This is a genomic window from Fimbriimonas ginsengisoli Gsoil 348 (assembly GCF_000724625.1).
Taxonomy (GTDB): domain Bacteria; phylum Armatimonadota; class Fimbriimonadia; order Fimbriimonadales; family Fimbriimonadaceae; genus Fimbriimonas; species Fimbriimonas ginsengisoli.
The window spans coordinates 2532934-2556680 of the sequence record NZ_CP007139.1; the positions used below are offsets into that span (position 1 = coordinate 2532934).

Consider the following 23747-nt stretch of genomic DNA (forward strand, 5'->3'; position numbering starts at 1 on the left):
AGGGTTTTCCATGGCTTCAGGTTCTAACTCTTCGGCTCACCTTCCTGCCCTAACACATCTTCGATCCACGATAACCCCCGCATCATGTTGGGAAATCCGATCGTAGTCAAGGCCTGAAGCGCCGCGTGGCGAAGCTCCTCCGGAGTCGCGCCCGCCTCTAGAGCCTTCCGCGCCTGACTGTGGGTTCCTCCCTCGAGTCCCGCGCCAATCGCCAAGCCGAGCTTCACCAGGCATCGCTCCTTATTGCTAAGCGGCCCGGCATCGGCGACCGCGTCACCCAGCTCCCGGTATGCCGCCCCAATCCTCGGGTACGTCTCGACAAACGCCGTAAACCGTTTCGGAAGCTTTCCCATTCCCTAATCGTGGCACGAGCGGGGTGAGGTAGCGTCGGGACATGAGCATTGAGGCCGTCGTCCTTACCGGAGGCGCGAGCCGCCGAATGGGAACCGACAAGTCGCAGATCCCGATCGACGGGGTCGCCCAAGCCGAACGAATCGTCGCCGCCCTCACAGTGGCCGGAATTCCGGTGACCGTTCTCGGCCGAGAGGCGGTTCCGGGAGCCGCTTTCCTCGCCGACGCGGAAAAGTTCGGCGGGCCGCTCGCCGCGCTTGCCGCTTTCTCTGCAAGCCATGAGCTCGTCTTCGTCGCCTCCTGCGACCTCCCCCGATTCGAGCCGAGCGTCGTCAACCTCCTGGCTTTGAAGCTTGGCGGAGCCGATGCCGCCGTGCCTCTGCTCTCTGGTCATCGCCAACCACTCTGCGCACTCTACCGGTCCAACGCCTTCGAAGCCGCCGCCGAGGTTGCCGCCATGGGGAAGCGCAGTCTCATGGCCTGGCTCGACGTCCTCCAAGTCGCCGAGGTCGCCGAAGGCGATTTCGAATCGAGTGGCTTGGACCCGGTGGCGGCGACAAGCGCGAATACCCCCGACGAGCTCGCCGCCTTGCTTGAGCCGAAACCATGCTGACCTACGAAGAAGCCCTGTCCACGATCTTGGATGCCGTCGCGCCCCTTCAAAGCGAGTCGGAGTCACTCGTAATGCTCCCCGGCCGGATCCTTGCCGAGCCGATCGTCGCGCCCATCGACCTCCCGGTCTTCGATAACTCCGCCGTCGACGGATACGGCGTCGGCTTGCCAATCAAAGGCCCGCTCCGCCTCAAAGGCGAGCTGGCAGCCGGCTCGGATCCCACGAATGTCTCCGTCGGAAAGGGCGAGACGATCCGAATCTTTACGGGCGCCCCAGTCCCGGCCGGCGTCAACGCGGTTGCGATGCAGGAGGATTGCGTGGTGGAGAACGGCTCCGTGACGATCGGTGGAAAGCTCAAAGTGGGCGAGCATGTCCGCCGGCGAGGCGACGAGTTGACCGCCGGCACGCGGATCTTCGACTCGGGAGTCCTGGTCACCCCGCCCGTTCTTGGAGTGCTCGCCATGTGCGGCGTTGCTTCGGCGTCCGTTGCCCGCCGCCCACGCATTACCGTCGTGGAGACCGGTACCGAGCTCGTCGAGCCGGGGCAGCCGCTCACCCCCGGCGCGGTCTACGCCGCCAACGGCGTGGCCCTGGCCGCGGCGGCCCAAGCTCTGGGAGCAGAAACCCGGATCCTCCGCGCGACCGACGATCCTGCCCTATTGAAAGAAACTCTCCGCGATGCCATGAACGACGCCGACCTCGTCGTCACATCCGGCGGCGTCTCGGTGGGCGATCACGACCTCGTCCGCCCAACCTGGGAGTCGCTGGGAGTTCGCGAGGTTTTCTGGCGTGTCTCGATCAAACCGGGCAAGCCGGTCTTCTTCGGCAAGAGCGAAAGCGGCCCCCTCGTCCTTGGCCTTCCGGGCAACCCGGTTTCCTCGCTCGTAACCTTCCGCCTCTTCGTCCGCCCGGCCCTCTTGGCGCTTCAGGGGCGGAAGGATGGCGGCATCTTCACCGTCAGGGCCGGGGTCGAGATGCGCGGCAGCGATTCGCGGGACGAATTCGTCCGCGTCAACCTCCGCGATGGCCACGCTTACCCCACTCCGCACCAGGGCTCGAACGAGGCGACCGGCCTCGCGACTGCCGACGCACTCGTGCGCCTACCCGCCGGAACCGTAAGGCTAAAGTCCGGCGAAAAGGCCTCGGCGCTCTTGCTCGACTGGGCTCCGTAGGCACTTCGCTTCAATAAAGGAGCGACAGGAACCCCCCTAAACCACACTTGGTCTACCAATGTCTAAAGTCGTAAGCGCGCCGATAGCGCGGTGGGTCAAGGCAATGTCTCTCTTAGGTAAGTGGTTCGGATTTTCAGCCGACGAGGTCTTCGATGAGGCCATGGCTGAATTCGACCAAGGAGCCTACGAAGAGGCGATCGAAGCGTTCGCCAGGTGCCTCAGCGACGACTCGGTCGACGCTGCCACGCTGAGACTATCCCGCTTCTACACTGCGGAAAGCCATTCCCAGCTTGGCAAAAACCGCCTCCGAACCGGCTTGGCGCTCTCGGCCCTCCAGCACTTCGAGGCCGCCCTTCAGCTCTTTCCCGGATACCCGGACCTGAACCTGAGCGCGGCCCGCGCCTGCCGCCTTCTCGGCGCCCGGACCCGCGCTCGCTTTTACTTAGACCGAGCCCTCGACGCTAATCCGCGCTTCCCGGAGGCAATCTTCCTCGACGGAGTGCTCCGGTATGAAGCGGCGGAGTACGAGCCGGGGCTCAACCGATGTCGCGAAGCGTGCGAGCTGGAGCCAAGCCTCGGACTGGACATCTGCCGCCGTGCCATCCAGGACCATCAAGACGGCGAATGCGAACGGTGCCTCAAGTGTCTGGCCGCGATGGCGGTCAATAGCCACGGCGACTCGACGCTTCACGCCCGCGTCGCCGATAGCTTCATGCGAGACGGCCTGCTCGAAGAGGCCGCCGAGGAATACCGTCGGGCAACCGCCCTCGCCCCCGGATTTGCCGACGTTCGGTGCAAGCTCGGGCGAGTTCTCATCGCCCTCGGGCGGCCGGGGGAGGCGCTCGATCAGCTTCGAGAGGCCCTGCGTATCAATCCCGCATCGGCGGACGCCTACGCCCAGGCCGGCCTCGCCCACCGTCTATTGGGAAACGGCCTCGAGGCGATCGCCGCATTTCAAAAGGCGCAAAGCCTGAGCCCGGACCACCCGATCGCGAGCCAGGAGCTTCGAAGAGTCCGCGGATACCTGAGCTAAGCGACCGCCGGCTCCGCCTCTCGCCGCGCGGCGAGTTCTAACCGGGAGGGATGGTACGTCTTCAGCGGTAGTCGAATCGGAACCAGCCCGGGGTGCAGCTCGTGCCGGGTCACCGCCCGCTGAGGCATGAATGGCCGCTCGAAATAGAGCGAGAAGAGCCAGGTGCCGAACAAGACGACCGGCAAACCGGCTGCCAAAAGGTAGAAAAAGATGGCGGTCTCGCCGGTGATCCCCGTCGGTCTCAGCCCATAAACGACCTGCAGAATCGGATGGTGCATCAGATAGAGCGAATAGGAAAAGCCGCCGAGCGCCACCAGCTTTGGCCTTGATACCAGGCTGATCAGCGCGCCTTGCTCCGACGTGGTCAACACGAAGCAGAGCGCTGCTACCGTCACCGCGATCGCCGCGTCCCCCCACGCTAGCACGTCGCCATGGGTCACGCTCCACACCGTGGCGGCGGCCCCTCCTAGAAAAGCGATCCAGCCAAGGATCGGCCGGCTCCCGAGCTTGAGACTCGGACGGTACGCCAGGTGCGCGGCTAGCATTCCCAAGACGAACAGGGCGAGGAACCAGGGATACAACTTTGGCGCATGGGGTACGAACTTCATCGCAACCAGCGCCAAGCCGCTCGCCCCCGCCAGGGTGGTCCACCGGCCGAACCGGGTAAAGCTCAGGACCAAGAGCGGAAACAGCACGTAAAGCTGCGCCTCGATGGCGATGCTCCAAAGCACGCCGTTCAGCTTGTACATCCACTCCTCGCTGAAGTTGTGGACCATGAAGAGGTGGGAAAGCACCGTCCCGGTATTCACGGGAAGGAACCGCGAGAGCTCGGGATGCGCCCCGGTGACCGTTACGCAAACGATCAGGGAAAAAGCGAGGCAGGCGTAGTAAGCGGGCAGAATCCGGAGCGCCCGACGCCGGTAGAAGTTCCCAAGGTTGCCGATGGTGCCGTCCGCCCGGGAGAAGAGCGACAACTGTAGACAGTAGCCCGAGATGACGATAAACGCCGCCACCGCGAGATGGCCGAAGGCAAACGGACGCATCACCGTCTGCAGCCAGATCGGAGCGTGGTCGGTCATCCCGAGCAGGCGCCGCGGGTCGGCCAGGGTGCAAATATGCCCTAAAACTACGTAGAGGGCCGCGATACCACGCAGCGCCTCCAGAAACGGCAGGCGCGTGACGGGCAGGCTTGCAAGGGCCGGACGTCGCCGCATGGTACAGAATAGTATGGAAGGGGTAACGCGGCTCCCGCGCCCGGTTGCCCTAAATTGGACAGGAATGCGAAACCGGTTCGCCGTCGAACCGTCAGGAAACTCATGAACGCCTTGCGCTCCGCCTTCGCCCTCTTCGCCGTCGCGGCGGCCGCATTGTCGGGTGCTCAGGTCAACATCAAGCCCTGGAACCCACAGAACCAGCTTAACTGGTCGGTGCTGACCAGCGGAACGGTGTCGCAGTTCAAGCAATCATCGTTCCAGATTCTGAATTCGCAGAACGATCTCCAGATGTACTGGATGAACGCCACCGGCCAAGCGCCCCAAACCGCCCCGATCGGCGTCAACTGGATGAAGGAGAAGCTGGTGGCGATCAACATCGGCCAGCGCCCCACTGGCGGGTATTCCGTGGTGGTCCAGAACGTAGTGAAGAACGGAGTCTACGGAACCGTTTACGCCGTAGAACAGAAGCCGCCGCAGGGTCAGTGGGTGAGCGAGCACATCACCAGCCCGTACGTGATCATCAAAGTCGACCGCTCGGCCGCTCAGCTTTCGCTGAGTATGTCGCAGCAGGAAGGCGGGTCTAACGGCGGCGTTTCGGTCTACGGTCCGGGGCTCTTCCGCTACAACCCCGCCAACTACGACCGTCAGGGCGGCGGCGGATTCGTCGATCCGAGGTTCCAGGCCGATTGGTCATCGTTCCAATCCGGTCGCCGATCGAAAGTTGCGGCTGCCGGAATGGTGACCCTCAACAACCTGTCCGACTGGCAGCGGTGTTGGGAAAAGATCACCGGCGACCCTCCCCAGACCGCGCCTGGTGGCGTGGATTGGATGAAGTATCGCCTCGTGGCCATCAATCTCGGCCAGCGCCCGACCACCGGCTTCGATATCAAAGTGATCAATGTGGAGCGCCACGGCGTCTACGGCGTCATCCGCGCCGTGGAAGAGATTCCGGTCGCGGGCGCCCGCGTCCGTCATCGATCCACGACCCCATGGGTTGTCATCAAGGTTCAGCGGGAGATCTCCCAGTTCAACATCGACGTCACCCAGCGCGAAGGGAATGGCGACCTCCGCTACAACGACGGCGATTGAGCCCGTTAGACCTAGGTCCACGCGAACATGTCCGAGTTCCGGGCGTCGAACCCACTACAGCTTCTCCGCGTGGCGAAGTGAGGTGAACAAGATGATCAACCTTAATACGAGCATTACAAAAATGGTGGCCCTGGGCACGATTGCGGCGGTCGGCTTCGCGCCGTTGGCGGCAAACGCCCAGACCCAGTCCCAGCTCAAGAATCGACAAAAGCAGAAGAACACTTGGCGAAATCTCGGCCTCGCCGGCGCGGCCGTCGGTGTCTATGGCCTACTCAAGGGGGACAAAGTCCTCACCATCGCCGGACTCGGCGGCGGCGCCTATTCGGCATGGCGCTACGAGCAGGACCGCAAGAGCCAAAGCAACATGGAGCGCCAACGAGCCCAACTCTTCAGCCGCCGATCCATCGTGCGGAACGGCCACCGCTACAACCGCAAGACGGTTTGGAAGAACGGTAAGAAGTACTACCAGTTCGTCCGCGCGAACTAGGGAAGTGGCATGGGCGGCTCGCCCATGCGTATCAGGGGCGGCCCGCCCCTGTAGCCTTCTGGAATCGGGTAGCCGTCGCCATAGCGCGATGGCTACCCTGCTTTACGTGCCAGCATTGTTACCTGGGGCAGCCGGAACCCGATCCGATTTCCGTCGATGGAGATGTCCAGCAGCCGCCGGAGCTCCGGCGAGGCCTGCGTGAATCGCCTCCTCAACTCGGTGACCGCGTCCTCCGGAGTGCGCATGCGGATTACCCAGTCGTCGAAATCCATCGCCCGACCTTCGTCGCAGAAGCTGTTCGCTTCGTGCTCGACGGTCAGCCCGGCATCCTCGACCATCTGACGCCACTCGGACGGCGAGTAGTTATGCACGTGCGAGGGATCGCGCAAGCGTTCGATCTCGTCGAGCTCCACCGCGAGCCCGGCATCTTCGGGCGAGGCCGTGTCGACCACGAGATACCGCCCACCCGGACGGAGCACCCGCGCCGCTTCGCGAACCGACTCCGCCGTATCGGCGAAATGGTGCGGCGCCAACCTGACCGTGTATATATCGAACGAAGCATCTGCGAACGGAAGCTTCTCCGCCGTACCCTGCTGCGTCTCAATGTTTGAGAGGCCCCGCCCGCGGGCGCTCGCCAGGGTCTGTTCCAACATGGACGGCGTCAGGTCGTACGCCACCACCTTGGCCACCCGGGGCGCGAATGCCAAGGCGACGTGCCCTGCGCCAGTGGCGACGTCCAGCACCTCGTCAGTCGGCTTCGGATCGACCAAGGCCACCAATTCCGCTAGCGCCTGCGCGTTGCCGTGGACGGCGCTCACGGCATACGAAGCCGCCGTCGGCGCAAACTGATCGGTGACGAGCTGGTGGATAGAGTTGCTCACACCCTAAGCCTACCGGCGCGGCATCGCAAATGGACATGACCGAACTTCACATACACCTCGAAGGCGCCGTGCCGATCAAAGCGATGGCCGAGATCTACCGACGGCACGGCCACCCTGAGCTGGGCGACCCTGAGCGAGTGAAGGAGTTCATCCGCTTCGAAGGGTTTTCCGACTTCCTAAGCCGCTTCAAGCACTTCCTCACCTATATGAAGGCGGCGGAAGATTACGCTTTTCTCACGGAAGCCGCGTTGGCGAACCTAGCCGACGACGGCATCCGCGACGTCGAACTCACCATTTCACTCGGCGCCGCTTCATTCTTCCACGGCCTAGACTGGACCCACGTCCTGGAGGAGATCGCGCGCGGCTATTCCGCGGCTCATACCGCTACCGGGATCGAGATGCGGATCCTCGTCGACCTCATCCGAAACCACGGTCCGGAAGCCGGCTGGAAAGCCGCCCGCTTTGCAGCCGAAAACCGCCACCTCAATATCGCCGGGATCAACTTGGGAGGTGACGAGGCCAACTACCCGGCCGCGCCCTACACCGAGATTTACGCGTTCGCCCGAGACCAGGGCCTCGGGCTCACCGCGCATGCCGGCGAAGCCGCCGGCCCCGAGAGTGTGTGGGCATGCGTAAACCTGCTGAAGGTAGACCGAATCGGCCACGGCACCCGCGCGGCCGAGGACCCGGCGCTGCTGGAAACGATCGCCGAACGGGGAATCGCCATCGAGGCGTGTCCCACGAGCAACGTCCGCACCGGGGCCGTTGCCTCGCTAGCGGATCACCCTCTGCGTAAGTTTCTCGATGCCGGCTGCCGAGTTTGCCTCAATACCGATGACCCCACTTTCTTCGGCGTGCGGCTGTCCGATGAGTTTCGGCAATGTGCCGAAACCCACCGGCTTTCGGACGACGAGGTCCAATCGCTACACCGCGTCGCCCGAGAGGCCGCGTTTACCGGCCGCCCAGTCCGCTCAATGTAACCCCTTCGATGAAGTAGCGCTGGCAGAAGAAGAAGAGCGCGAGCACCGGAATGACGGTCAAAGTCGCAAACGCCATCAGCAAGCCGGGCTCACCCGACCGATCGCCTTGGAATAGCTTCAGCGCATAGCTGAGGGGCATGTTCTCCGGGGAGTTCACGTAGATCAGCGGCCCCATGAAGTTGTTCCAAGCTCCCACGAACGTCCAGATCGCGATGACGGCGAGCGCCGGTTTGATCTGCGGCATCATGATGCTCCAGAACGTCTTCGGATACGAGCAGCCGTCGATCTTTGCCGCGTCTTCCAACTCCAGCGGAATTTGCATGAAGAACTGGCGCAGCAGGAAGATGTTGAACGCCGACCCAAAGAACGCGGGGACCCAGAGCGGCATCAAGGTATCGATCCACCCGAACGCGCGGAAGATGAGGAACTGCGGCATCATCGTCACCGCGCCCGGCAACATCATCGTGCCTAGCATCAAGGTGAAGAGGGCGTTCCGGCCGGGGAACCTCATGCGCGAGAAGGCGTAGGCAACGATCGCGGAGCTCAAGATCGTTCCGATTACCGAGAACACGACGATGACGAGCGTGTTCTTGAGATACACCATCCCGCGGTTCGTCTCCGGCGGAAGGAAGTCGAGCGCGTCCGGATAGTTCTGCGTCCGCAATCCAATATGCCGAACCGGATCTAGGTCCGCCAGCGCGAAAAGCGACTGCTGGCCCGCCAGGGAAGGGGGCTGCATGAACTCGATCCGCCGCCGCCCATCGTCCATCTCCTCGACGACCTTTCCCACGAAGTCTACGCCGTTAAACTTGCCCCGGAAGACGTTCGCCTCCTTGGGAATCTCTTTGAGCTGCGACGGCTGCGCGACGAACGTGAGCCCCCGAATTGCCATCGGCTTCTGGATGTCGAGCTTCACCGAACCGTCCGGATTCTTTTCGATAATCGAGGCCTGCACCGTCTGCCCCTCGTATTGAGCTTCGAACAACGGGTCCTTTTTGTCGAAGAACGGCACCGTTTCCTGAACCCGCGGAATCCAGATGATCCCGTTGACCGAGCTCATATCGCGGTCCTCTTTAAAGCTCGTAACCAACAGGAAGGCGAACGGCAAGCCGAACACGAAAGCTCCGGCCAAGAGGGCGGCCTGGGCGACGATCGCCTTACCGTACCCCCGTGTCTGAGCGCCGCGTCCCGCGAGCACCATGGCCACCGTACCGGCTACGGCAAACAGAAGGATCGCAATCGCGGTGTCGGGCTTCAACCCGATGCCGCCCTTGAGCACCTCGATCTTGCTGCCCGGATCGGATTTATAGAGCCAGGCAAAGACGAGGCCCGCCGCTAGCCAAAGCCCGGCCGACTGAAGGCGGACCATTCGCTCCTTGGAATCCATCGCCATTCCGGCCTGGAGGGACCGCCAGATCACGAAGACGAGGGCGATAATGCCCAACCAGGCCGTCCAAGGCATCACGAACCAGACCAGCGGGAATCGCCATACTCCCGGCGCGCTCGCCGAGGTCGCCGCGGCGTCGGGCTGCATCTTCATCAGGCTCGCCACAACGAAACAGACCCCCGCGGCGACGGCCGTCCCGGCCAGCCCAGAACTGACTCGCCTCTTATCGCCGAACATCTGTGCGATCAGTACGATCGCCCGAAAGAAGAGGAACCATCCCGCCCAACTCGCAAGCGTCCCTACTGCGTAAACCAGGTTCGCGCTCACTTCTCCGCCTCGTAGTGGACCCACTTCGGAGCGAGCCGGAACTGGGTGAAGGTCAGGGCGACGATGATCGCGAATATAAGCCAGGCGATGGCGGAGGCGTATCCCATCTTAAAGAACGTAAACCCGTTTTGGAACAAGACGTAGACCGGCGTCAGCATGGAGTTATCCGGGCCGATCGGACCGTCGGATGAGGGCTTCATCGCGTAGGATCGGTCGAACTCCTGCATCGCCCCAATGAACCCCATAACCGTGTTGAAAAAGATAATCGGACTGAGCTGGGGGAACGTGATCTTCCAGAACTGCTGCTTCGGCGTCGCCCCGTCGATCCCCGATGCTTCATACAGCGTCGGCGAAACCCCTTTTAGGCCCGCGAGCCAAAGGAGCATCCCGCTCCCGGCTCCCCAGATCCCTTGCACGATCAGGGCGTTCTTGGACCAGTCCGCCGATTGAAGCCACGCCGGCGGCGCAACTCCCAGCCACGGCGTCAGAGTGTGCGTCCAGTACGAGTTGATCAACCCCTTGTTGGCATCCGGCGTCAGCACCCAGGTCCAGAGCACCGCGCTCGCGATCGTCGGCACGATCGCGGGAATGTAGAACAGGGTTCGGTAGAACCTCATCCCCTTGGCTGCCGTGTTCAGAAGCAACGCCACGGAGAGGCCGGTAAATAGCCCGAGCGGAACTCCGATCCCTCCAAGGTAGACCGCGTTCCCAAACGCCTTGAAGATCCGGTCACGATCCGCGCCGAATAGGTCGGCGAAGTTCTTAAATCCCACCCATCGAGCCTCGTTGAGAACGTCGTACTGAGTGAAACTAAAGAAGAGCGACGCGAGCATCGGTCCAAGCGTCAACGCCAAGAAGCCGATGACCCATGGCGAGATAAACAGGTAGGCCCACTTCGCCTCGTTCCGCTCGAGCCTTCCCAGCCGCAGCCGGGTGAACCATATGATCAGCGCGCAGATGGCGGCGAGGGTGAGGGCGGAGAAGACCTTCGGAAGGATGCCGAGGTCGACGATCGGATGCTGCGCCCGGTCGTAGAACGCGTCGAGGTCGCGCTGCACCGTAGCCTGACCCGAGAGAAGAGAGTCTTTCGGGGAAGCCTTATGGAGACACGCGGTCTCCAGTGCCGTGGTGTGCTCATTCCAGAGCATCTGGCCCACAAAGGTCGCCGGCCGGATTCGTCCCACCGGCATCATGTCGATGTGCATCTTCAGCGCGTCGGCGAATTTCTTGTCGGCCGGACGGAACTGCTGGAAAATGACCGCGTTCGCCTCGCTGCTGGCCGAAACCCCCGGGACGTAGAATCGGCCGCGGTGCTTTTCCCACGCTTGCTGAGCCTTGGCCTGAAGAACCCGCCCTTCCGTGCTCGTGGCAAATTTGATGTACTCCCACGCGTCCTTCGGATTCTTGGCTCCTTTGGGGATGCAAAGCGAGTAACCGCCGATCCAGGTGATGAACTGGTCCTTCTCGTTGGCGAACCGTCCCTTATGGTTGTAACGATCCTCCGGTACGGGTGGGGGCGCGGTGGCGAAATCGAGATCCAATCCGTACCGGCCCAGGGGATCGGCGAGGATCCAGTTGCCGTCGATCTTCATCGCGACCTTGCCCAGGAGGAACGAGTCGTTCTCCTTCTGAAGAAAGCCGGACTCGAACGCTTTCGAGACCTCGTAGCCGCTCCGTGAGTCCTGCGGGTCCTTCTTGAGCGCGTCGTAGCCGTCCACCATGAACTGCAGCGCTTCTTCCGCGGGCGGGGTATCCAGGGTGCACTTGCGCCCATCTGCGGACATGAAACTGGCGTTGTTTTCGAAGGCGTAGATGTAGAGCCAGGCGTTGCCGTAGTTCGGCGCGAAACCGACCCGCTTCAGCGTCCCGTCGGAGTTCCACTCCGTCAGAGCGCGGCTGTATTTGATCAGCTCCGGCCAGGTTCGCGGCGCCCGGTCCGGGTCGCAGCCGGCCGCTCGCAGCTTGTCCGCGCTTTCCCTGAAAATCTTCTTGTTGTAGTAGAGCAACCGGTCGTCGGCGCCGGTGGGGATGCCGTAAATTTTCCCCTCGTACTGCGCCTCGCTCCAAGCCGCCGGGTAGTACTGCTCTTTCTTCGGGCTGAGCGGCTCGTTCTTGTCCCGCTCGATCAGGTCGTCGAGCGAGCGGAAAGCGCCTCGGCTCGCCCAGTCGCTCAGGGTGAAGCGGTCTTGGTTGATGATGTCGGGGGCGACATTCCCCACGATGCTCGTCATCAGCTTCTGGGGGTCCATGTTGCCGGCCCCCATACTCAAAAGTCGGACTTTGATGTCGGGATGCCGCCGCTCGAACTCGTGGATGACCGCGTCCTGCCCCTTGCCGTTGGCATCCATCGCAATGCCCCAGACAATAATTTCCCGCTTCTTAGCCCCCTGGGCATGTGCCGAAGTGCCGGCCGCCATCACTGCGGCAATCGCGCACCCCAGCAAGGGGAGAAAGCTACGTACGCTTCTCATCGAATGAGAGTCACTGTACACCACGGGGAAGGTGAGGCGTGAGGCGTGAGGCGTGAGGCGTGAGCTAGCTTTGCCCATTACCCTTTCCTTACGCCTCACGCTTCACGCTTCACGCCCAACGCCCAACGCCCAACGCCCAACGCTCAACGCTCAACGCCAGGTATCCTAGTGGGCGGTGACTCAGAAGAAAACCCTTCCCAAACCAGTTTGGTATAAGAACACTTACTTCTGGATCGCCGGAATCCTTTTTATCATCAGCCTGATCGGCCTCCCGTTCCTGGGCGGCGACCATGCCATCCGGGACCCGGGCCAGAAGAAGGAAAGCAACCTTTTCCTCCTCTACCTCTTGGCGGCGGCGATTATGCTGATCAACGGCTACGTCAGCCACAAGCAGACGGTCCAGCAATATGAAGAGGAACATCCTACCGAGACTCCCACGGAACCCTAAGCATGATTCACTGCAGCAGTTGCGGAAAACAGATTGAGAAAGTACCGGACTGGCTCCGGGGCACGAAGGTCGACTTCGTGTGCAACAACTGCCCGAACCGGCAGACCAAAAACATCGCCTTCGTCTCCCTCGACGTCGAACCGAAGGTGAAGTCCGTCGACGACGACGAAGACATCGAGATCGAAGAGATCCCCGACGAAGAAGAATAGCCTTTGGAGTGCGCGAAGCCCTTCGCGCTTTTCTTCCGCGCGGAGCGCCTCGCAACATCCGGCGTGCTATCTCCCGCTATCTCTGATGGGACTCATAGGACCCATGAGTCCCAGGAGACCAATACGTCTCATCTGTGTTAATGCCCTCGGCTGACAACACCCCAAGACCCTGCCTTCACTGCCCCTGATTCAACTGCTGTTGCACGTCGTCCGGGATGGCCGGCGGGGTGACGACGGAGATCGTTTTGGGATAGTGCCCGAGGTCTAGCTCCTCCAGCGCGGTGTCGATCGACTGAAGCTGCATCCGCGCCTCCGCGAGTGCTTCCAAGAACTCTTGCGAAGCCATCTCCGGGCTACGACCGACCAGCCGGTAGCCGATTATTTTCATCCGCAAGGTGTCGAGCGTGGTCATGAAGACCGCGCTCTGCGCCTCCGTCCGCTGCACCCCCGCCATGACCCCCGCGAAGTGGGTCCGGTACTCGGCGATGTTCTTATCCGCCAGGCGGTAAAGCTCCCGAGACTGCGGGTCGTTCGAGCCCGCCGACCAAGCCGGCGGCTGGTTCAGCATCCCGCGCTCGGTCGACATCACTTCGTGGGACACCATATCCGCCCGCCGAAGCGCCCGGTAAAGGGTCTGCGCGACCGACCGCATCGTCTGCGGCATCTCGCGTAAGTCGGCGATCTGGTCGCGGCGCATCTTCTTCAGCACCTCCTCCAGCCGCATCAGCCGGTCGTGGCATCCCTGCCAGAGCGCCGCCATCCGGCGGTCGTGAAACCGTTTTGTCTGCGCGGCGTTCCAGGAAACGATTCCCAGCGACAACAGGATCACAAACAGGCTGGCGAAAGCGAATACCGGCCCGCGGCTAGAGTGGGAGATCATCCAAACCGCCACCATAGAAGCGATCGTGAAGATCAGGCGCATCGGATCTACCAGCTCTCGAAAGAACAACTGCAGATCGCGGCGGCGAATGTCGTCCATCTCCGCTTTCCTTACGGTATCGGTGGCCGCCGCGTGGCGTTCGGCAAGATCGATTCGACGCTAAAGGCGATCTGGAGCAACCGCTCGTCCTGCATTACCGGCGCCATCAGTTGTAGACCGACCGGCAATCCCTCGGCAAATCCGCAGTTCAGCGAGATCCCCGGCATCCCCCCAAGATTCGCGGGAATCGTGCAGAAGTCGAGCAGCTTGAGCGCCATCGGGTCGTTTTTCAGCTCACCCAACCGAAATGCCGGAATCGGACTCGTGGGCGACAGCACCACGTCGAAATCCCGGAAGGTTCGTTCGAACTCCTGCTGCATCAGCGTCCGAACCTGTTGCGCCCGCAGGTAGTAAGCGTCGTAGTAGCCCGCGCTGAGCGCGTAGGTGCCTACCATGATGCGGCTCTTGACCTCATGACCGAATCCCTCGGCCCGCGTCCGCTCCACCACGCCGATGTGCCCGGTCCCCTCGGCCCGAAAGCCGTACCGGATCCCATCGAACCGCGCCAGATTGCTGCTCGCCTCTGCCGGCGCGATGATGTAGTAGGTGGTGACTCCCAGGGAGATCGTCGGGATCGACACCTCCTCGACGATTGCCCCCTCCTGTCGCATCGCTTCCGCCGCGGCATGAACCGCCGCCGCGACCTCCGAGTGGGTCGCCTCTCCGAACATTTCCTTCGGCAACGCCACGCGCAGCCCCTTCAGAGACCCGTTCTTAATCCCTTCGCTGGAAATCGGCGCCATTTCCAGCGACGTGCCGTCCATCGGATCGTGGCCCGTTATGGCCGAAGCGATCAGCGCGCAATCTTCCACGTTTCGCGCGAACGGCCCGATCTGGTCGAGACTCGAGCCGAAAGCGATTAACCCGTACCGGGAGCACCGTCCGTACGTCGGCTTGAACCCGACGACTCCGCACAACGCCGCCGGCTGCCGAATCGACCCGCCGGTATCCGAGCCGAGAGACAAAGGCGCGAGTTCCGCCGCGACCGCCGCCGCCGACCCGCCTGAGCTTCCACCCGGCGAACGCTCGGTATCCCAAGGGTTGCGCGTAAGCTGGAACGCCGAGTTCTCCGTCGATGTCCCCATCGCGAATTCGTCGAGATTCGTCTTGCCGAGGATCGGCATCCCCATCTCGCGGAGCCGGCTCACGACCGTTGCGTCGAACGGCGGCACGTACCCTTTCAAAATCTTCGACGCGCACGTCGTTTCCAGCCCGGTGGTGGACATATTGTCCTTGAGCGCGATCGGCACCCCCGTCAAAGCGCCTCCCTCACCCCGGTCGACCAAAGTCTGTGCCCGCTCGGCGGATTCGAGCGCTCCCGCTCGGTCGACCTTCAAAAACGCGCCGTAGGCAGCGTCTTGGGACTCGATCCGATCGAGAAAGGCGGTCGCTACCTCGACGCACGATAGCTCGCGAGAGGCAATGCGGCGACCGAGTTCGGCGGCGGAAAGGTGGGTGATCGCCACCGGCTTAATCCTCGATAATTAGTGGGACGACGAAGAGACCGGCGCGCGAAACGGGCGCGTTCTTCAATGCTGACTCACGTGGCAGGCCGATCCGCGGCTCATCTTCCGACCAGACGTTCTGAATCACCACCGCATGAGATCGTGGCTCAATGCCGGTCGTGTCGATGTCCTGGATGTCGCCGAAATGCCCGAGCAGCGCATTGAGCTCACCTTGGAGGGAAAAGATCTCGGCGTCGTCGAGGTCCAGGCGGGCCAAGCGGGCGACGTGCCGGACCTCATCGATTGAGATCGACATGAGCTTGAGTTTAGCACAGCGCCATAATCAGAGGGGATGCATCGGCCAGGATACGGAGTTGTGACGTCGGTCGTCGCAATTTTATGCCTCCTCGGATTCATCGCGACGTTCCTTCGCCCCCAAATCCCCCCACGCCCGGCGAATCGTATGGCGCGCGAAGTCGACGCATTTTCTCGCCAAGCCTCTACCGAGCCGGTCGATTGGAAACCGCTGACCGCCGATTCGATGGCCGAGGCTCGCCGGGCCGGTCGACCGATCCTGCTCTTGATCGGCTCCCCCACTTCGTCCGTCGGAAAGACCCTCGATGCGATGACCTTTGCGTCCACCGAAGTCGCGATCTACCTCAGCCGGAACTTCACCTGCCTTCGCGTGGATGGCGCCGCGAGACCGGAGTGGATGAACGCCTTCCTCCCGTTTTCCCGGCTGCGGGTCCGATTCCAGCCGGATCTGCAGCTTTGGGCTCTCGATCAAACCGGAAGGCCCTATCAATTCTTCGCTCGCATTAACGGGAACGATTCGTTCGACTCAAACGCCGTACTCCCCGTCTTGATCGACCTCCGTCGCCGGTTCGACGAGCTCTCCACGAACGGCCCTACGGCCGTCGCCGCGGCACAGGAGGGAGAAGGCCATCTTCTCGCCTCTCTCACCGGAGGCGCCGCCGTGCCCTTCGCCCGTTACAGCGAATCTCTGCGAATCGGAGCGTCGACCGGATGGGAGGAGCGTGGGATGCTTCATCCCCAACCCTGGACCTGGCGCTACCTTCTCGCTACCGGCGACTTCGTCAGCGTACGCAGCGGCGAGGCGGTGGTCCTGCGCTCTCCGCTGGCCGATCTCCTCGACGGTGGCTTCTTTCACACGTTGCTGACCGACGGCGGCCGCGTCGAATTCGAGAAACTTGCGACCGAGAACGCTCAGATTATGCAGGCGCTCACTGAGACGGCGGCCCTTACCGGCGATGCGATGGCCAGGCGGTTCGCCGAAGAGACGTGGGACTATCTCTCGACCTACGCTTGGACCGACAAGGGAATCTCCATCGGTCAGCCCGGCCAAGCGGCCGATACCCTGCGAAGCCCCCGATACAGCGTTTCCGCCCGCCGGGCAAGGGAAGCGCTCTCGCCCCCACTTCGCGAGTGGGCGGTCGCCAATCTGGGACTCGACGTGGCGCGCCACCCGCAAGCCGTCCCTTACCTGGAACGCGCGCACCGCTCCGACCGTCGGACCGATGCCGTTCTCAACCTTCTCCGCCCCACCTCTGGTCCCGACCCCGAGCGCCTCGACCCCGGCCTCGCCGATGCGAGCCTCGGCTGCGCGGCGCGAATGATCGCTACCGCCCGAATCTGGCGCGACCCGATCCGGCTCAAACATGCCATCCGCTTGGTCGAATCGCTGGAGCCCCTGAGGACCGGCGTCGATGTTTCGAGAAGCCTCGCCGACTATCCCCAGCCCGGGTACTTGGGCGACTATCTCGCCTATGCCGACGTACGCCTGCAGGATTACTTGGCAACCGGTAACCCCGCTGCCTTCGAGGCTGGCCTCGGGGTATTGGAGCGGGCAAGAAAGCTCTTCCGCGGCCGCCGGCGGGGAGTCTTCATCCTTACGCCTCCAAGCGAAAGACCGATCGTTCCCGGAACCGCCTTCCCCGAGATCATGGATAACCTCCATGGCTCTTGCACCTCACGGGCGGCTCGCCTGATGCTCTCGTATGGGCGGCTGCTTGGGCCGACCCCGGAGGGGCTTGACCTTCAGCGGGAAGCTCACGAGACGGTGAACCTGTTCGCTTCGCTAGCTGCGTCCGCCGGGGTCGAAACTGCCGGATTCTTCGCCGCTGCCGCCGAGGCAACCGACGACGCTTGCCTCATTTGCGTCGGACCCAAGGCGCAGGAGCTTGCCGATGAGATCGCCGGCCGCCTCCCCACCCGCCTCGTTGCCCCCGCCTTCGGCCGCGTCCGCCCCGAGCTGCAGCATAAGAAGCCCGGCGTCTACCTCATCCGAGGCTCGATCTCGGGCCCTATGAGTGCCGACGAAGCCTGGCGCCGCCTCCCCGCCACCCTTGACCTGGGTTAAGCCCGCGAAACCACGCCCCTATTTAAGGCATAATCTCCCCCGGAGAGGTCGCATAGTGGTCTAGTGCGCCGCACTCGAAATGCGGTAAGGGGCAACTCTTCGAGGGTTCGAATCCCTCCCTCTCCGCCACCTTCTCTAGACCCAAGCTCCTGGACCAATACCGTTTAGTTAAAGTGGCACGGGCGGCTCGCCCGTGGGTATCTCGGGCGGCCCGCCCGAGTAGAAGCCTCCCGTTCATCCATATCTAAACAGTATTAGCCCCCTGGACCGCCGGTCTCCAGGCTGGCCTCCGCAAAGCGAAGACTAGTCAAATGTCTACCCTTTTTGCGGTAGGATCAATCATTAGCGATTTCGCCCCGCCTGCATTTATCACCATCGCTGCCGAAACTAGAAAAATCCGGAACGAACCCAGGTTTGAACCTAAGCCGAACGAAAACGAACCCAGCCGTCCACGTTTCACCACTCCCGTTTCGCCCTTTCCGTTGTTACCGATCCCTCCAGACGGCGCGTCTGGAGGGGGCGCGACGGCAATGAATGCTCTCCCGTAGGCAGTGGCTTTAGCCGCGGTTCAAGGTCTCGCCGGGGATAAATCCTCGGGCTACGGGTCACTCTCGAAGCATTAATCGATAGCCATGATCCCCCGAGTTGGAACAGAGCCTCCTAACTGCCAACCGCCAACCGCCAACCGCCAACCCCCGGTATATACTTCGTTAAAGCGGTCAACTGACCGCGGCTGGGGAGAGCCAACTGAGTCAGATCCAGAACGACGTCGGCGGGGTGGCAACGGGGCGGCCGCTGTGGGAGACGCCGGAAGCCCGAGACGTGCTCGACAGCATGGCCGAGCTCTTCGTTGCGCTCGACCGATCGTACGACATCGTATTCATCAACCGTGCCCTCGCGGAGGCCAGTGGAAAAGGATACGAAGGGTTCGTCGGCAAGAACCACTGGGATCTCTGGCCCGACATGCGCGGCACCGTCGTCGAGGAGTCGTACGAGCGGGCGTTTCGCACCGGTGTGCCGGTCCGCTTCGAATACTTCTATCCTAAATCGGAGGTCTGGATCGACGTTAACGTCTACCCCTCCGGCGATTACCTCCACCTCTATTTTCGCGATATCACCCAGCAAAAGACCGCCGAACGAGAGCAAACCGAGAGGGGTGAGTGGCTTCGCCGGCTGATCGACGCGATCCCCCATATCGCCTGGGCTACTCATCCGAACGGCGCGATGATGTACATCAACGCCCGGTGGCGCGAGTACACGGGGAGCGACGGAATGGATCTGGAGCAAATCCGAGACGCGATCCATCCTAGCGATCTGCCCGCCGTCATGCGAGGGATGGCCCGCACCCGCGAAACGGGACAACCGGTCCCCTATGAGCTTAGGCTTAAGCGTCACGACGGGGAATTTCGCTGGTTTAGGGTCCACCCCGCCCCGTTATCTGGCAACGACGGCCAGCCGCTTGGCTGGATCGGGACTTCGAGCGACGTCCACGAGGAGGTTCTCGCCCGCCAGTCGCTGGTGGAAAGCGAAGACCACCACCGGTTTCGCGTGGAATCTAGCCCCCAGATTCCGTGGTTAGCGGGACCCGACGGCATGATCTATGAATTCGGAAGCCAGTGGCTGGAATTCACCGGTATGTCGAAGGAGGAGGCGGCGGCAAGTCAAATGACGGTGCTCCATCCGGACGACGCGCCGGGGATGATCGAGCGATGGGGCCAGTCGCTTGCCTCGGGAGAGCCGTTCGATTATCTTCACCGCGTCCGTGCCCGTGGGGGCGAGTACCGGTGGGTACGGACGAGGGCAGTAGCCCGCCGCGACTCCGATGGAGCGATCCTCCGCTGGTACGGCACCACCGAAGATATCCACGCCAGCAAATCGTCGGAGGAACGGCTTCGCCAGATTCAGGAGGCCCTTAGCCTGGCGATGAAGGGGGGCCGCCTCGGTTGGTGGAGCCGTTCCTCCGACGAGGTTCAGTGGTCGCCCGAGTTGGAGGCGCTGTTTGGATTGGCCCCGGGCGCGTTCCAAGGAAACGAAGGGGCGTTCTTCGAGTACGTGTTCGAGGAGGATCAGAGCAAGATCGCGGGAGCGGTCCGAACCGCCGTCGAAACCGGCAACGATTACGCGGTCGAATTCCGATTCCGCCGCTCCGACGGTACGCACGGGTGGATGGAGGGGCGGGGGAAGGCGATCTACGACGAGGCCGGTGCCCCCGTCTGGCTGTACGGGATTGGAATCGACGTGACCGAGCGGAAAGAGGCCGAGGAAGCGCTTCGCGGAAGCGAGAGCCGGTTAAGGTCCCTCATTGAGCAGTCGCCGGTTTCTATTCAAACGTTCGCTCCCGACGGCCTCGCCCTCACCGCCAACCGGGCCTGGCAGCTCCTCTGGGATGCCGATCTCAAGAACTTGGCCGGCTACAACATCCGCCAAGACCCGCAGCTATTCGAGAAGGGGTTCTCGGCCTATATCGAAAAGGCGTTCGGCGGCAATCCGGTTCGAATACCGCCGATGCTGTACGACCCTGCGGAGACCGGACGCGTCGGCCGCGCGCGATGGGTCGAGTCTAGAGCCTATCCGGTCATTGGCGCCGGGGGCGAGCTGACCGAAGTCGTTTTGCTATTAGAGGACGTGACGTCCATTGTGGAGTCGGCGGAGGCTTTGCGACAGAGCGAGGACCGTTTCCGAACGATCGCCGAATCGATCCCCCAGTTCATCTTCGGCGCGGATGCGGATGGGAACACGGACTATTGCAACCCGCAGTATCTGGAGTTCCTTGGTCTAAACGCGACTCAGATCTCCGAAGGGCAGTGGATGTCCAGCGTCCATCCCGAGGATTTGGAATCGCTCATCGAGGCTTGGAACGGCGCCTTGGCGACCGGAACCTCCTACGAAACCGAAGCCCGGCGCTTGCGAGCCAGCGACGGATCGTATCGCTGGTGCCGAACCATGGCGAAGCCGATTCGCGACAGCGAGGGACGGGTGGTGCGCTGGTACGGCGTGGTGACGGACATCCACGATCAAAAAGAGCAGGAGCGCACCCTCGAACGGCTCGTCCGCGAACGAACCGCGGAATTGGAGGCCGCCTATCGGGAGCAGGAGAGCTTTAGTTATTCCGTCTCCCACGACCTCCGAGCCCCGCTTCGCGCCATTGCGGCTTCCGCACGCATCTTGGAAGAGGATTTCGGAGGCTCCTTGCCTGCGGAAGCGCGCCGAGTGCTCGATCGTCAGAGCGAATCGGCGAAGAAGCTTGCGATGCTGATCGACGACCTGCTGCAGCTCTCCCGTGTGGGTCGCCAAGAGATCGAGCGGGTTCCGATCAACCTCTCGAAGCTGTTTACGGAGGTCTCCGAGTCGATCGCCACTCCCGCCGGCCTGCATTTCGAGATCCAGCCCGGTTTGTCTACGGAAGGGGACCTCCGCCTGATCCGGCTCGTCGCGCAGAATCTACTCGAGAACGCCGCCAAGTTCTCCCCAGACGGAGGGATCATTCGAGTCGGCAAAGATTCGAAAGGATTCTTTGTCTCGGACCTCGGCGTCGGCTTCGACATGGCCCACTCGACACGCCTCTTTCAACCGTTCCACCGTCTTCACCGGGAGGAAGAGTTCAAAGGCACCGGCATCGGCCTCGCTACCGTCCGGCGGATCGTCGAGCGCCACCAAGGCCAAGTCTGGGCTCGTTCCGAGCCCGGCAAAGGCGCCACCTTCTGGTTCACCCTAGCTTAACCCCGGGGTGGCACGGGCGGCTCGCCCGTGGGTATCTCGGGCGGCCCGCCCGTGCCCCGTCCCGATGCCGACCCCCCCAAGTGCTGAGGACCGAAACCGCCTTACCGCGGCCGTTTTGAACGCAGTTGGTTTAGCCGCTCGTTCTCTGCTTTCAACGCCACTATCTTTTCTTGAAGCTGTTCGTTCGCCTTCCGCGCCTGCTCAAGCTCTTGCTTCAGAACCCCGGACTTTACTCGTAGCCGCTCCTTCTCCTTCCGAAGCGACTCGGCCTGTTTCAGCGCTTCGCTCTTGGTGTGTTGGACCTCGACCACCTTTGCCCGCAGGCGCTCGGTCTCCTTCCGGAGGATCTCCATCTGACGCCGCAATTCGGCGTCCTGGGCGTGGATGAACGGGAACTTGCGGTCTAAGGACAGCTTCAACATGAGCAGGTCTCGCTCACCAGTTTGACTCGCCTGCGCCACCACATGCGTTCCCTGCGCCCCCTGCTTTTCTTTTCTAGACGTGGGCCGGGAAAGGTGTCACAATAAACTGGCTCCGATACCGGGGGCCGGGCAACGCAATGGATATTCTGCGACTCCTCGAAGATCTCGGCAAGATGATCGAAGCTACCCCGCATTTCGGGCCGGTCACGTGGGGGCTGAACCGCGACGAGATCAGCATGCAGATCGCGAAGGTGCGCGCCTCTTTGCCCCAAGAGTTGAAGAGCGCCGTCAACACCGTTCGGGAATCCGAGCGCATCATCGACACTGCCCGCGAGGACGCCACCATGACCGTGGAGAGCGCCCGCAAAGAAGCGGAGCGCGTGATGGCCGAGGCGAAGAAAGAAGCCGAGCGGCTCCTGGAGCAGGCTCGTCTTCAGCAAGAGAAGATGGTCCACGAAAGCGAGATCCTAAAGCTGAGCAAGGCTCAAAGCGAAGAGATCCGCAACGCCGCCGATCGCGATGCGATGCAAACTCGCCGAGGCGCCGAGAAGTACGCCTACGACGTCCTCACCCAACTCGAAGGGGTCGTCGGCAAGGTGATGACCAGCGTCGAAGGGGGCAAACAGGCCCTCCAGCCTCAAAAAGAAGCCCCCCTCCCGGTCAACCGCGAGCGAACCCGAGTTTAAGGCGTCAGCCCCAGAGGGCAAAGCCGTGTCGCTGGCATCTACGTGTTTCGCCTGCTGTACCGAAGGTACAGCAGGATCATCGGCGAGGGCGCCGACGCTACTGGTTTGGAGAGACTATCGCTTCCAAACCATCGGGTCGGCGGCGAACTCCTTCCATAGCTCTTCAGCGGTCTTCCCGGTCGTGGAGGCGAACAGCGGCATCGGATCCAGCCCCTTCCTAAGTGCCCGGTCGAGCGCGGGGACGAGGCGCAGGTCGTACTTCTTGCCGACCCAAGCCAGGAAGTAGGCGGTGGTTCGGTAAGCGTCGTGGTAGGTCGCCTTTTCGAAGTTGATCTTCGTGCGCGGCGCTTCCGGCTCGTATCGCCACCATCGGGTGTAGTCGGCGATTCCCTCGACAAGCCACCCGGTATCGGCCTTGTTGTCCGGGTAGTGCTGCACGATATGGGTCATCTCGTGGATCACCATGCCGAGATCGTCGGGGTGCTGCCGGATCCAGGCCGCGTTGAACGAAATTTCGTCGCCGGTGGCGTAAGCCGGGGCGTCCTGTTTATTCCGAAACACGAACCGGAGCCGGCGGGGCGGATGGTAGCCCTCGGTGGCCAGCCAACTGGTGAGAGCAGGGAACCAATCAGTGGCCAGTTTCTGAGCCTTCGCTCCCCAGGCCGCCATGTCGGGGGCGTCCTTCACGTCCACGGTAATGCGTGGCGCTCGAAGCGGCTTGCTCAGCGGATACACATATCGGTCGAGATCGACCGTTTTAGCCTGCATAAGGAGTAGGGCGAGCGGAAGCGTGAACATAGAATCACCGTAGAAGACGCGGATAGGTAGAAGTCAATGTTGACTTTGAGGGCGTCCACGGGCTATGAGGTGTCTGTGGCGCCCTCAAATATTCATTCGCTCGCGTTCGTTTACAAAGGCTGGGAAGGTTTCAACCAAAGCCTGATCTCGGCGCTCGACGGTTTATCGAGCGAACATCTAGCGTTCCGCTCGTCGACGGAAATGAGAACGGTGGGCGAGATCTTCTGGCACATCAGCGCCGGCCGCGTCGATTGGTTCCGGCGCCTCCCCGCCCCCGGCAGCGCAGAGCTTCAGAAGGAAATCGAAGCCCGGCAGGCCGGCGGAGCCCCGTTCGATGCGGACGAGCTGGCCGAGTGGCTTCGTCGAACCTGGGTGATGGTCGATGCGACGCTTAGGCAGTGGAGCGTCGAGGATCTAGCCGCGACGTACCCGCACGGATATCAGGGCACTACATACGCGGTTTCCCGCCAATGGACGATCTGGCGGATCATGGCCCACGATATCTACCACGGCGGCCAACTTAGCGAACTCCTCGCGATGCAAGGGGTGATTCCTTTGGAGCTCACCATTCTCGGGGGGCACCTTACCGTTCCGGCCATCGTCGAGCCGACCGATAATGTGTAGCTTTTAAAGTCAGATCACGGCTTTTCGCTCT

22 protein-coding genes and 1 tRNA gene are annotated in these 23747 nt (G+C 62.4%); 13 read left to right on the top strand and 10 right to left on the bottom strand.

Annotated features, from left to right (window positions below; all coding sequences use genetic code 11):
- Positions 1-23: 23 nt before the first annotated feature.
- Positions 24-353: a carboxymuconolactone decarboxylase family protein gene (locus tag OP10G_RS11640; RefSeq protein WP_025225713.1), complete on the bottom strand. Its 330-nt coding sequence runs from the start codon at positions 351-353 to the stop codon at positions 24-26.
- 41 nt (positions 354-394) lie between these two features.
- Here OP10G_RS11640 and mobA point away from each other — a divergent pair, with 41 nt between their 5' ends.
- Genes mobA through OP10G_RS11655 form a run of 3 tightly spaced genes read left to right on the top strand, consistent with a single transcriptional unit; the run spans position 395 to position 3169 of the window.
- Positions 395-964 (top strand): molybdenum cofactor guanylyltransferase, encoded by a 570-nt coding sequence (gene mobA / locus OP10G_RS11645; protein WP_025225712.1) that lies wholly within the window; start codon positions 395-397, stop codon positions 962-964.
- Positions 958-2136 (top strand): molybdopterin molybdotransferase MoeA, encoded by a 1179-nt coding sequence (locus tag OP10G_RS11650; protein ID WP_025225711.1) that lies wholly within the window; start codon positions 958-960, stop codon positions 2134-2136. Before mobA ends, OP10G_RS11650 begins: the two co-directional genes overlap by 7 nt.
- A gap of 58 nt (positions 2137-2194) precedes the next feature.
- Entirely contained in the window at positions 2195-3169 is a 975-nt protein-coding gene (locus tag OP10G_RS11655) for a tetratricopeptide repeat protein (RefSeq protein WP_084179122.1), read from the top strand.
- On the opposite strand, the gene OP10G_RS11660 is transcribed toward OP10G_RS11655, so the two are convergent.
- Positions 3166-4383, bottom strand: a complete 1218-nt coding sequence (locus OP10G_RS11660; RefSeq protein WP_025225709.1) for an acyltransferase family protein — start codon at positions 4381-4383, stop codon at positions 3166-3168. The genes OP10G_RS11655 and OP10G_RS11660 overlap by 4 nt on opposite strands.
- Before the next feature lie 102 nt (positions 4384-4485).
- On the opposite strand from OP10G_RS11660, the gene OP10G_RS11665 reads away from it, so the two are divergent.
- On the top strand, positions 4486-5472 hold the full coding sequence (locus tag OP10G_RS11665; RefSeq protein ID WP_025225708.1) for a protease complex subunit PrcB family protein: 987 nt from the start codon (positions 4486-4488) through the stop codon (positions 5470-5472).
- Positions 5473-5563: 91 nt separating this feature from the next.
- Complete coding sequence (locus OP10G_RS11670; protein ID WP_144241109.1) at positions 5564-5959, top strand: hypothetical protein; 396 nt, start codon at positions 5564-5566, stop codon at positions 5957-5959.
- A gap of 92 nt (positions 5960-6051) precedes the next feature.
- Here OP10G_RS11670 and OP10G_RS11675 read toward each other — a convergent pair whose 3' ends face one another.
- Positions 6052-6840, bottom strand: a complete 789-nt coding sequence (locus OP10G_RS11675) for a class I SAM-dependent methyltransferase (protein WP_025225706.1) — start codon at positions 6838-6840, stop codon at positions 6052-6054.
- A gap of 35 nt (positions 6841-6875) precedes the next feature.
- On the opposite strand from OP10G_RS11675, the gene add reads away from it, so the two are divergent.
- Positions 6876-7820, top strand: coding sequence for an adenosine deaminase (gene add, locus OP10G_RS24495; RefSeq protein WP_158409205.1), 945 nt, complete (start codon positions 6876-6878; stop codon positions 7818-7820).
- On the opposite strand, the gene OP10G_RS24500 is transcribed toward add, so the two are convergent.
- Positions 7792-9534 carry a carbohydrate ABC transporter permease gene (locus tag OP10G_RS24500; RefSeq protein ID WP_025225704.1) on the bottom strand — a complete coding sequence of 581 codons (1743 nt, stop codon included), beginning with the start codon at positions 9532-9534 and terminating at the stop codon, positions 7792-7794. The genes add and OP10G_RS24500 overlap by 29 nt on opposite strands.
- Positions 9531-12005, bottom strand: coding sequence for an extracellular solute-binding protein (locus tag OP10G_RS25780; RefSeq protein ID WP_158409206.1), 2475 nt, complete (start codon positions 12003-12005; stop codon positions 9531-9533). Before OP10G_RS25780 ends, OP10G_RS24500 begins: the two co-directional genes overlap by 4 nt.
- Positions 12006-12180: 175 nt before the next feature.
- Here OP10G_RS25780 and OP10G_RS11695 point away from each other — a divergent pair, with 175 nt between their 5' ends.
- Both OP10G_RS11695 and OP10G_RS11700 read left to right on the top strand, forming a co-directional pair.
- Entirely contained in the window at positions 12181-12453 is a 273-nt protein-coding gene (locus OP10G_RS11695) for a hypothetical protein (protein ID WP_025225702.1), read from the top strand.
- A gap of 2 nt (positions 12454-12455) precedes the next feature.
- Positions 12456-12662 (top strand): hypothetical protein, encoded by a 207-nt coding sequence (locus OP10G_RS11700; RefSeq protein ID WP_025225701.1) that lies wholly within the window; start codon positions 12456-12458, stop codon positions 12660-12662.
- Between the two features lie 175 nt (positions 12663-12837).
- Here the strand turns inward: OP10G_RS11700 and OP10G_RS11705 are convergent, their stop codons facing one another.
- Genes OP10G_RS11705 through gatC form a run of 3 tightly spaced genes read right to left on the bottom strand, consistent with a single transcriptional unit; the run spans position 12838 to position 15402 of the window.
- The gene (locus OP10G_RS11705) at positions 12838-13641 is read right to left on the bottom strand and encodes a hypothetical protein (RefSeq protein WP_038473020.1); all 804 of its coding nucleotides are present in this window, start codon (positions 13639-13641) and stop codon (positions 12838-12840) included.
- 11 nt (positions 13642-13652) lie between these two features.
- A complete protein-coding gene (gene gatA, locus OP10G_RS11710) occupies positions 13653-15107 on the bottom strand; it encodes an Asp-tRNA(Asn)/Glu-tRNA(Gln) amidotransferase subunit GatA (RefSeq protein WP_038473022.1) in 1455 nt (484 codons plus the stop codon).
- Between the two features lie 4 nt (positions 15108-15111).
- On the bottom strand, positions 15112-15402 hold the full coding sequence (gene gatC / locus OP10G_RS11715; protein WP_025225699.1) for an Asp-tRNA(Asn)/Glu-tRNA(Gln) amidotransferase subunit GatC: 291 nt from the start codon (positions 15400-15402) through the stop codon (positions 15112-15114).
- A gap of 36 nt (positions 15403-15438) precedes the next feature.
- Between gatC and OP10G_RS11720 the strand changes: the two genes are divergently transcribed.
- The 3 genes from OP10G_RS11720 (at position 15439) to OP10G_RS11730 (ending at position 21186) form a co-directional block, all read left to right on the top strand.
- Complete coding sequence (locus OP10G_RS11720; protein ID WP_084179127.1) at positions 15439-17466, top strand: DUF255 domain-containing protein; 2028 nt, start codon at positions 15439-15441, stop codon at positions 17464-17466.
- A 41-nt stretch (positions 17467-17507) separates the two neighbouring features.
- Positions 17508-17595: transfer RNA gene (locus OP10G_RS11725), tRNA-Ser, on the top strand.
- A gap of 648 nt (positions 17596-18243) precedes the next feature.
- Entirely contained in the window at positions 18244-21186 is a 2943-nt protein-coding gene (locus OP10G_RS11730; protein WP_144241110.1) for a PAS domain S-box protein, read from the top strand.
- A 101-nt stretch (positions 21187-21287) separates the two neighbouring features.
- Here the strand turns inward: OP10G_RS11730 and OP10G_RS11735 are convergent, their stop codons facing one another.
- Positions 21288-21608 (bottom strand): hypothetical protein, encoded by a 321-nt coding sequence (locus OP10G_RS11735; RefSeq protein ID WP_038473027.1) that lies wholly within the window; start codon positions 21606-21608, stop codon positions 21288-21290.
- 173 nt (positions 21609-21781) lie between these two features.
- Between OP10G_RS11735 and OP10G_RS11740 the strand changes: the two genes are divergently transcribed.
- Positions 21782-22294: a DivIVA domain-containing protein gene (locus OP10G_RS11740; RefSeq protein ID WP_144241111.1), complete on the top strand. Its 513-nt coding sequence runs from the start codon at positions 21782-21784 to the stop codon at positions 22292-22294.
- A gap of 114 nt (positions 22295-22408) precedes the next feature.
- Here the strand turns inward: OP10G_RS11740 and OP10G_RS11745 are convergent, their stop codons facing one another.
- Positions 22409-23092 carry a basic secretory protein-like protein gene (locus OP10G_RS11745; RefSeq protein ID WP_025225694.1) on the bottom strand — a complete coding sequence of 228 codons (684 nt, stop codon included), beginning with the start codon at positions 23090-23092 and terminating at the stop codon, positions 22409-22411.
- Between the two features lie 75 nt (positions 23093-23167).
- Here OP10G_RS11745 and OP10G_RS11750 point away from each other — a divergent pair, with 75 nt between their 5' ends.
- Entirely contained in the window at positions 23168-23716 is a 549-nt protein-coding gene (locus OP10G_RS11750; protein ID WP_038473030.1) for a DinB family protein, read from the top strand.
- Positions 23717-23747: the final 31 nt, after the last annotated feature.

Coding starts and splice junctions, on each gene's coding strand:
- OP10G_RS11640 (WP_025225713.1), bottom strand. CDS start 353: ATGGGAAAGCTTCCGAAACGGTTTACGGCGTTTGTCGAGACGTACCCG.
- mobA (WP_025225712.1), top strand. CDS start 395: ATGAGCATTGAGGCCGTCGTCCTTACCGGAGGCGCGAGCCGCCGAATG.
- OP10G_RS11650 (WP_025225711.1), top strand. CDS start 958: ATGCTGACCTACGAAGAAGCCCTGTCCACGATCTTGGATGCCGTCGCG.
- OP10G_RS11655 (WP_084179122.1), top strand. CDS start 2,195: ATGTCTAAAGTCGTAAGCGCGCCGATAGCGCGGTGGGTCAAGGCAATG.
- OP10G_RS11660 (WP_025225709.1), bottom strand. CDS start 4,383: ATGCGGCGACGTCCGGCCCTTGCAAGCCTGCCCGTCACGCGCCTGCCG.
- OP10G_RS11665 (WP_025225708.1), top strand. CDS start 4,486: ATGAACGCCTTGCGCTCCGCCTTCGCCCTCTTCGCCGTCGCGGCGGCC.
- OP10G_RS11670 (WP_144241109.1), top strand. CDS start 5,564: ATGATCAACCTTAATACGAGCATTACAAAAATGGTGGCCCTGGGCACG.
- add (WP_158409205.1), top strand. CDS start 6,876: ATGACCGAACTTCACATACACCTCGAAGGCGCCGTGCCGATCAAAGCG.
- OP10G_RS25780 (WP_158409206.1), bottom strand. CDS start 12,005: ATGAGAAGCGTACGTAGCTTTCTCCCCTTGCTGGGGTGCGCGATTGCC.
- OP10G_RS11700 (WP_025225701.1), top strand. CDS start 12,456: ATGATTCACTGCAGCAGTTGCGGAAAACAGATTGAGAAAGTACCGGAC.
- OP10G_RS11705 (WP_038473020.1), bottom strand. CDS start 13,641: ATGGACGACATTCGCCGCCGCGATCTGCAGTTGTTCTTTCGAGAGCTG.
- gatC (WP_025225699.1), bottom strand. CDS start 15,402: ATGTCGATCTCAATCGATGAGGTCCGGCACGTCGCCCGCTTGGCCCGC.
- OP10G_RS11720 (WP_084179127.1), top strand. CDS start 15,439: ATGCATCGGCCAGGATACGGAGTTGTGACGTCGGTCGTCGCAATTTTA.
- OP10G_RS11735 (WP_038473027.1), bottom strand. CDS start 21,608: ATGTTGAAGCTGTCCTTAGACCGCAAGTTCCCGTTCATCCACGCCCAG.
- OP10G_RS11740 (WP_144241111.1), top strand. CDS start 21,782: ATGATCGAAGCTACCCCGCATTTCGGGCCGGTCACGTGGGGGCTGAAC.
- OP10G_RS11745 (WP_025225694.1), bottom strand. CDS start 23,092: ATGTTCACGCTTCCGCTCGCCCTACTCCTTATGCAGGCTAAAACGGTC.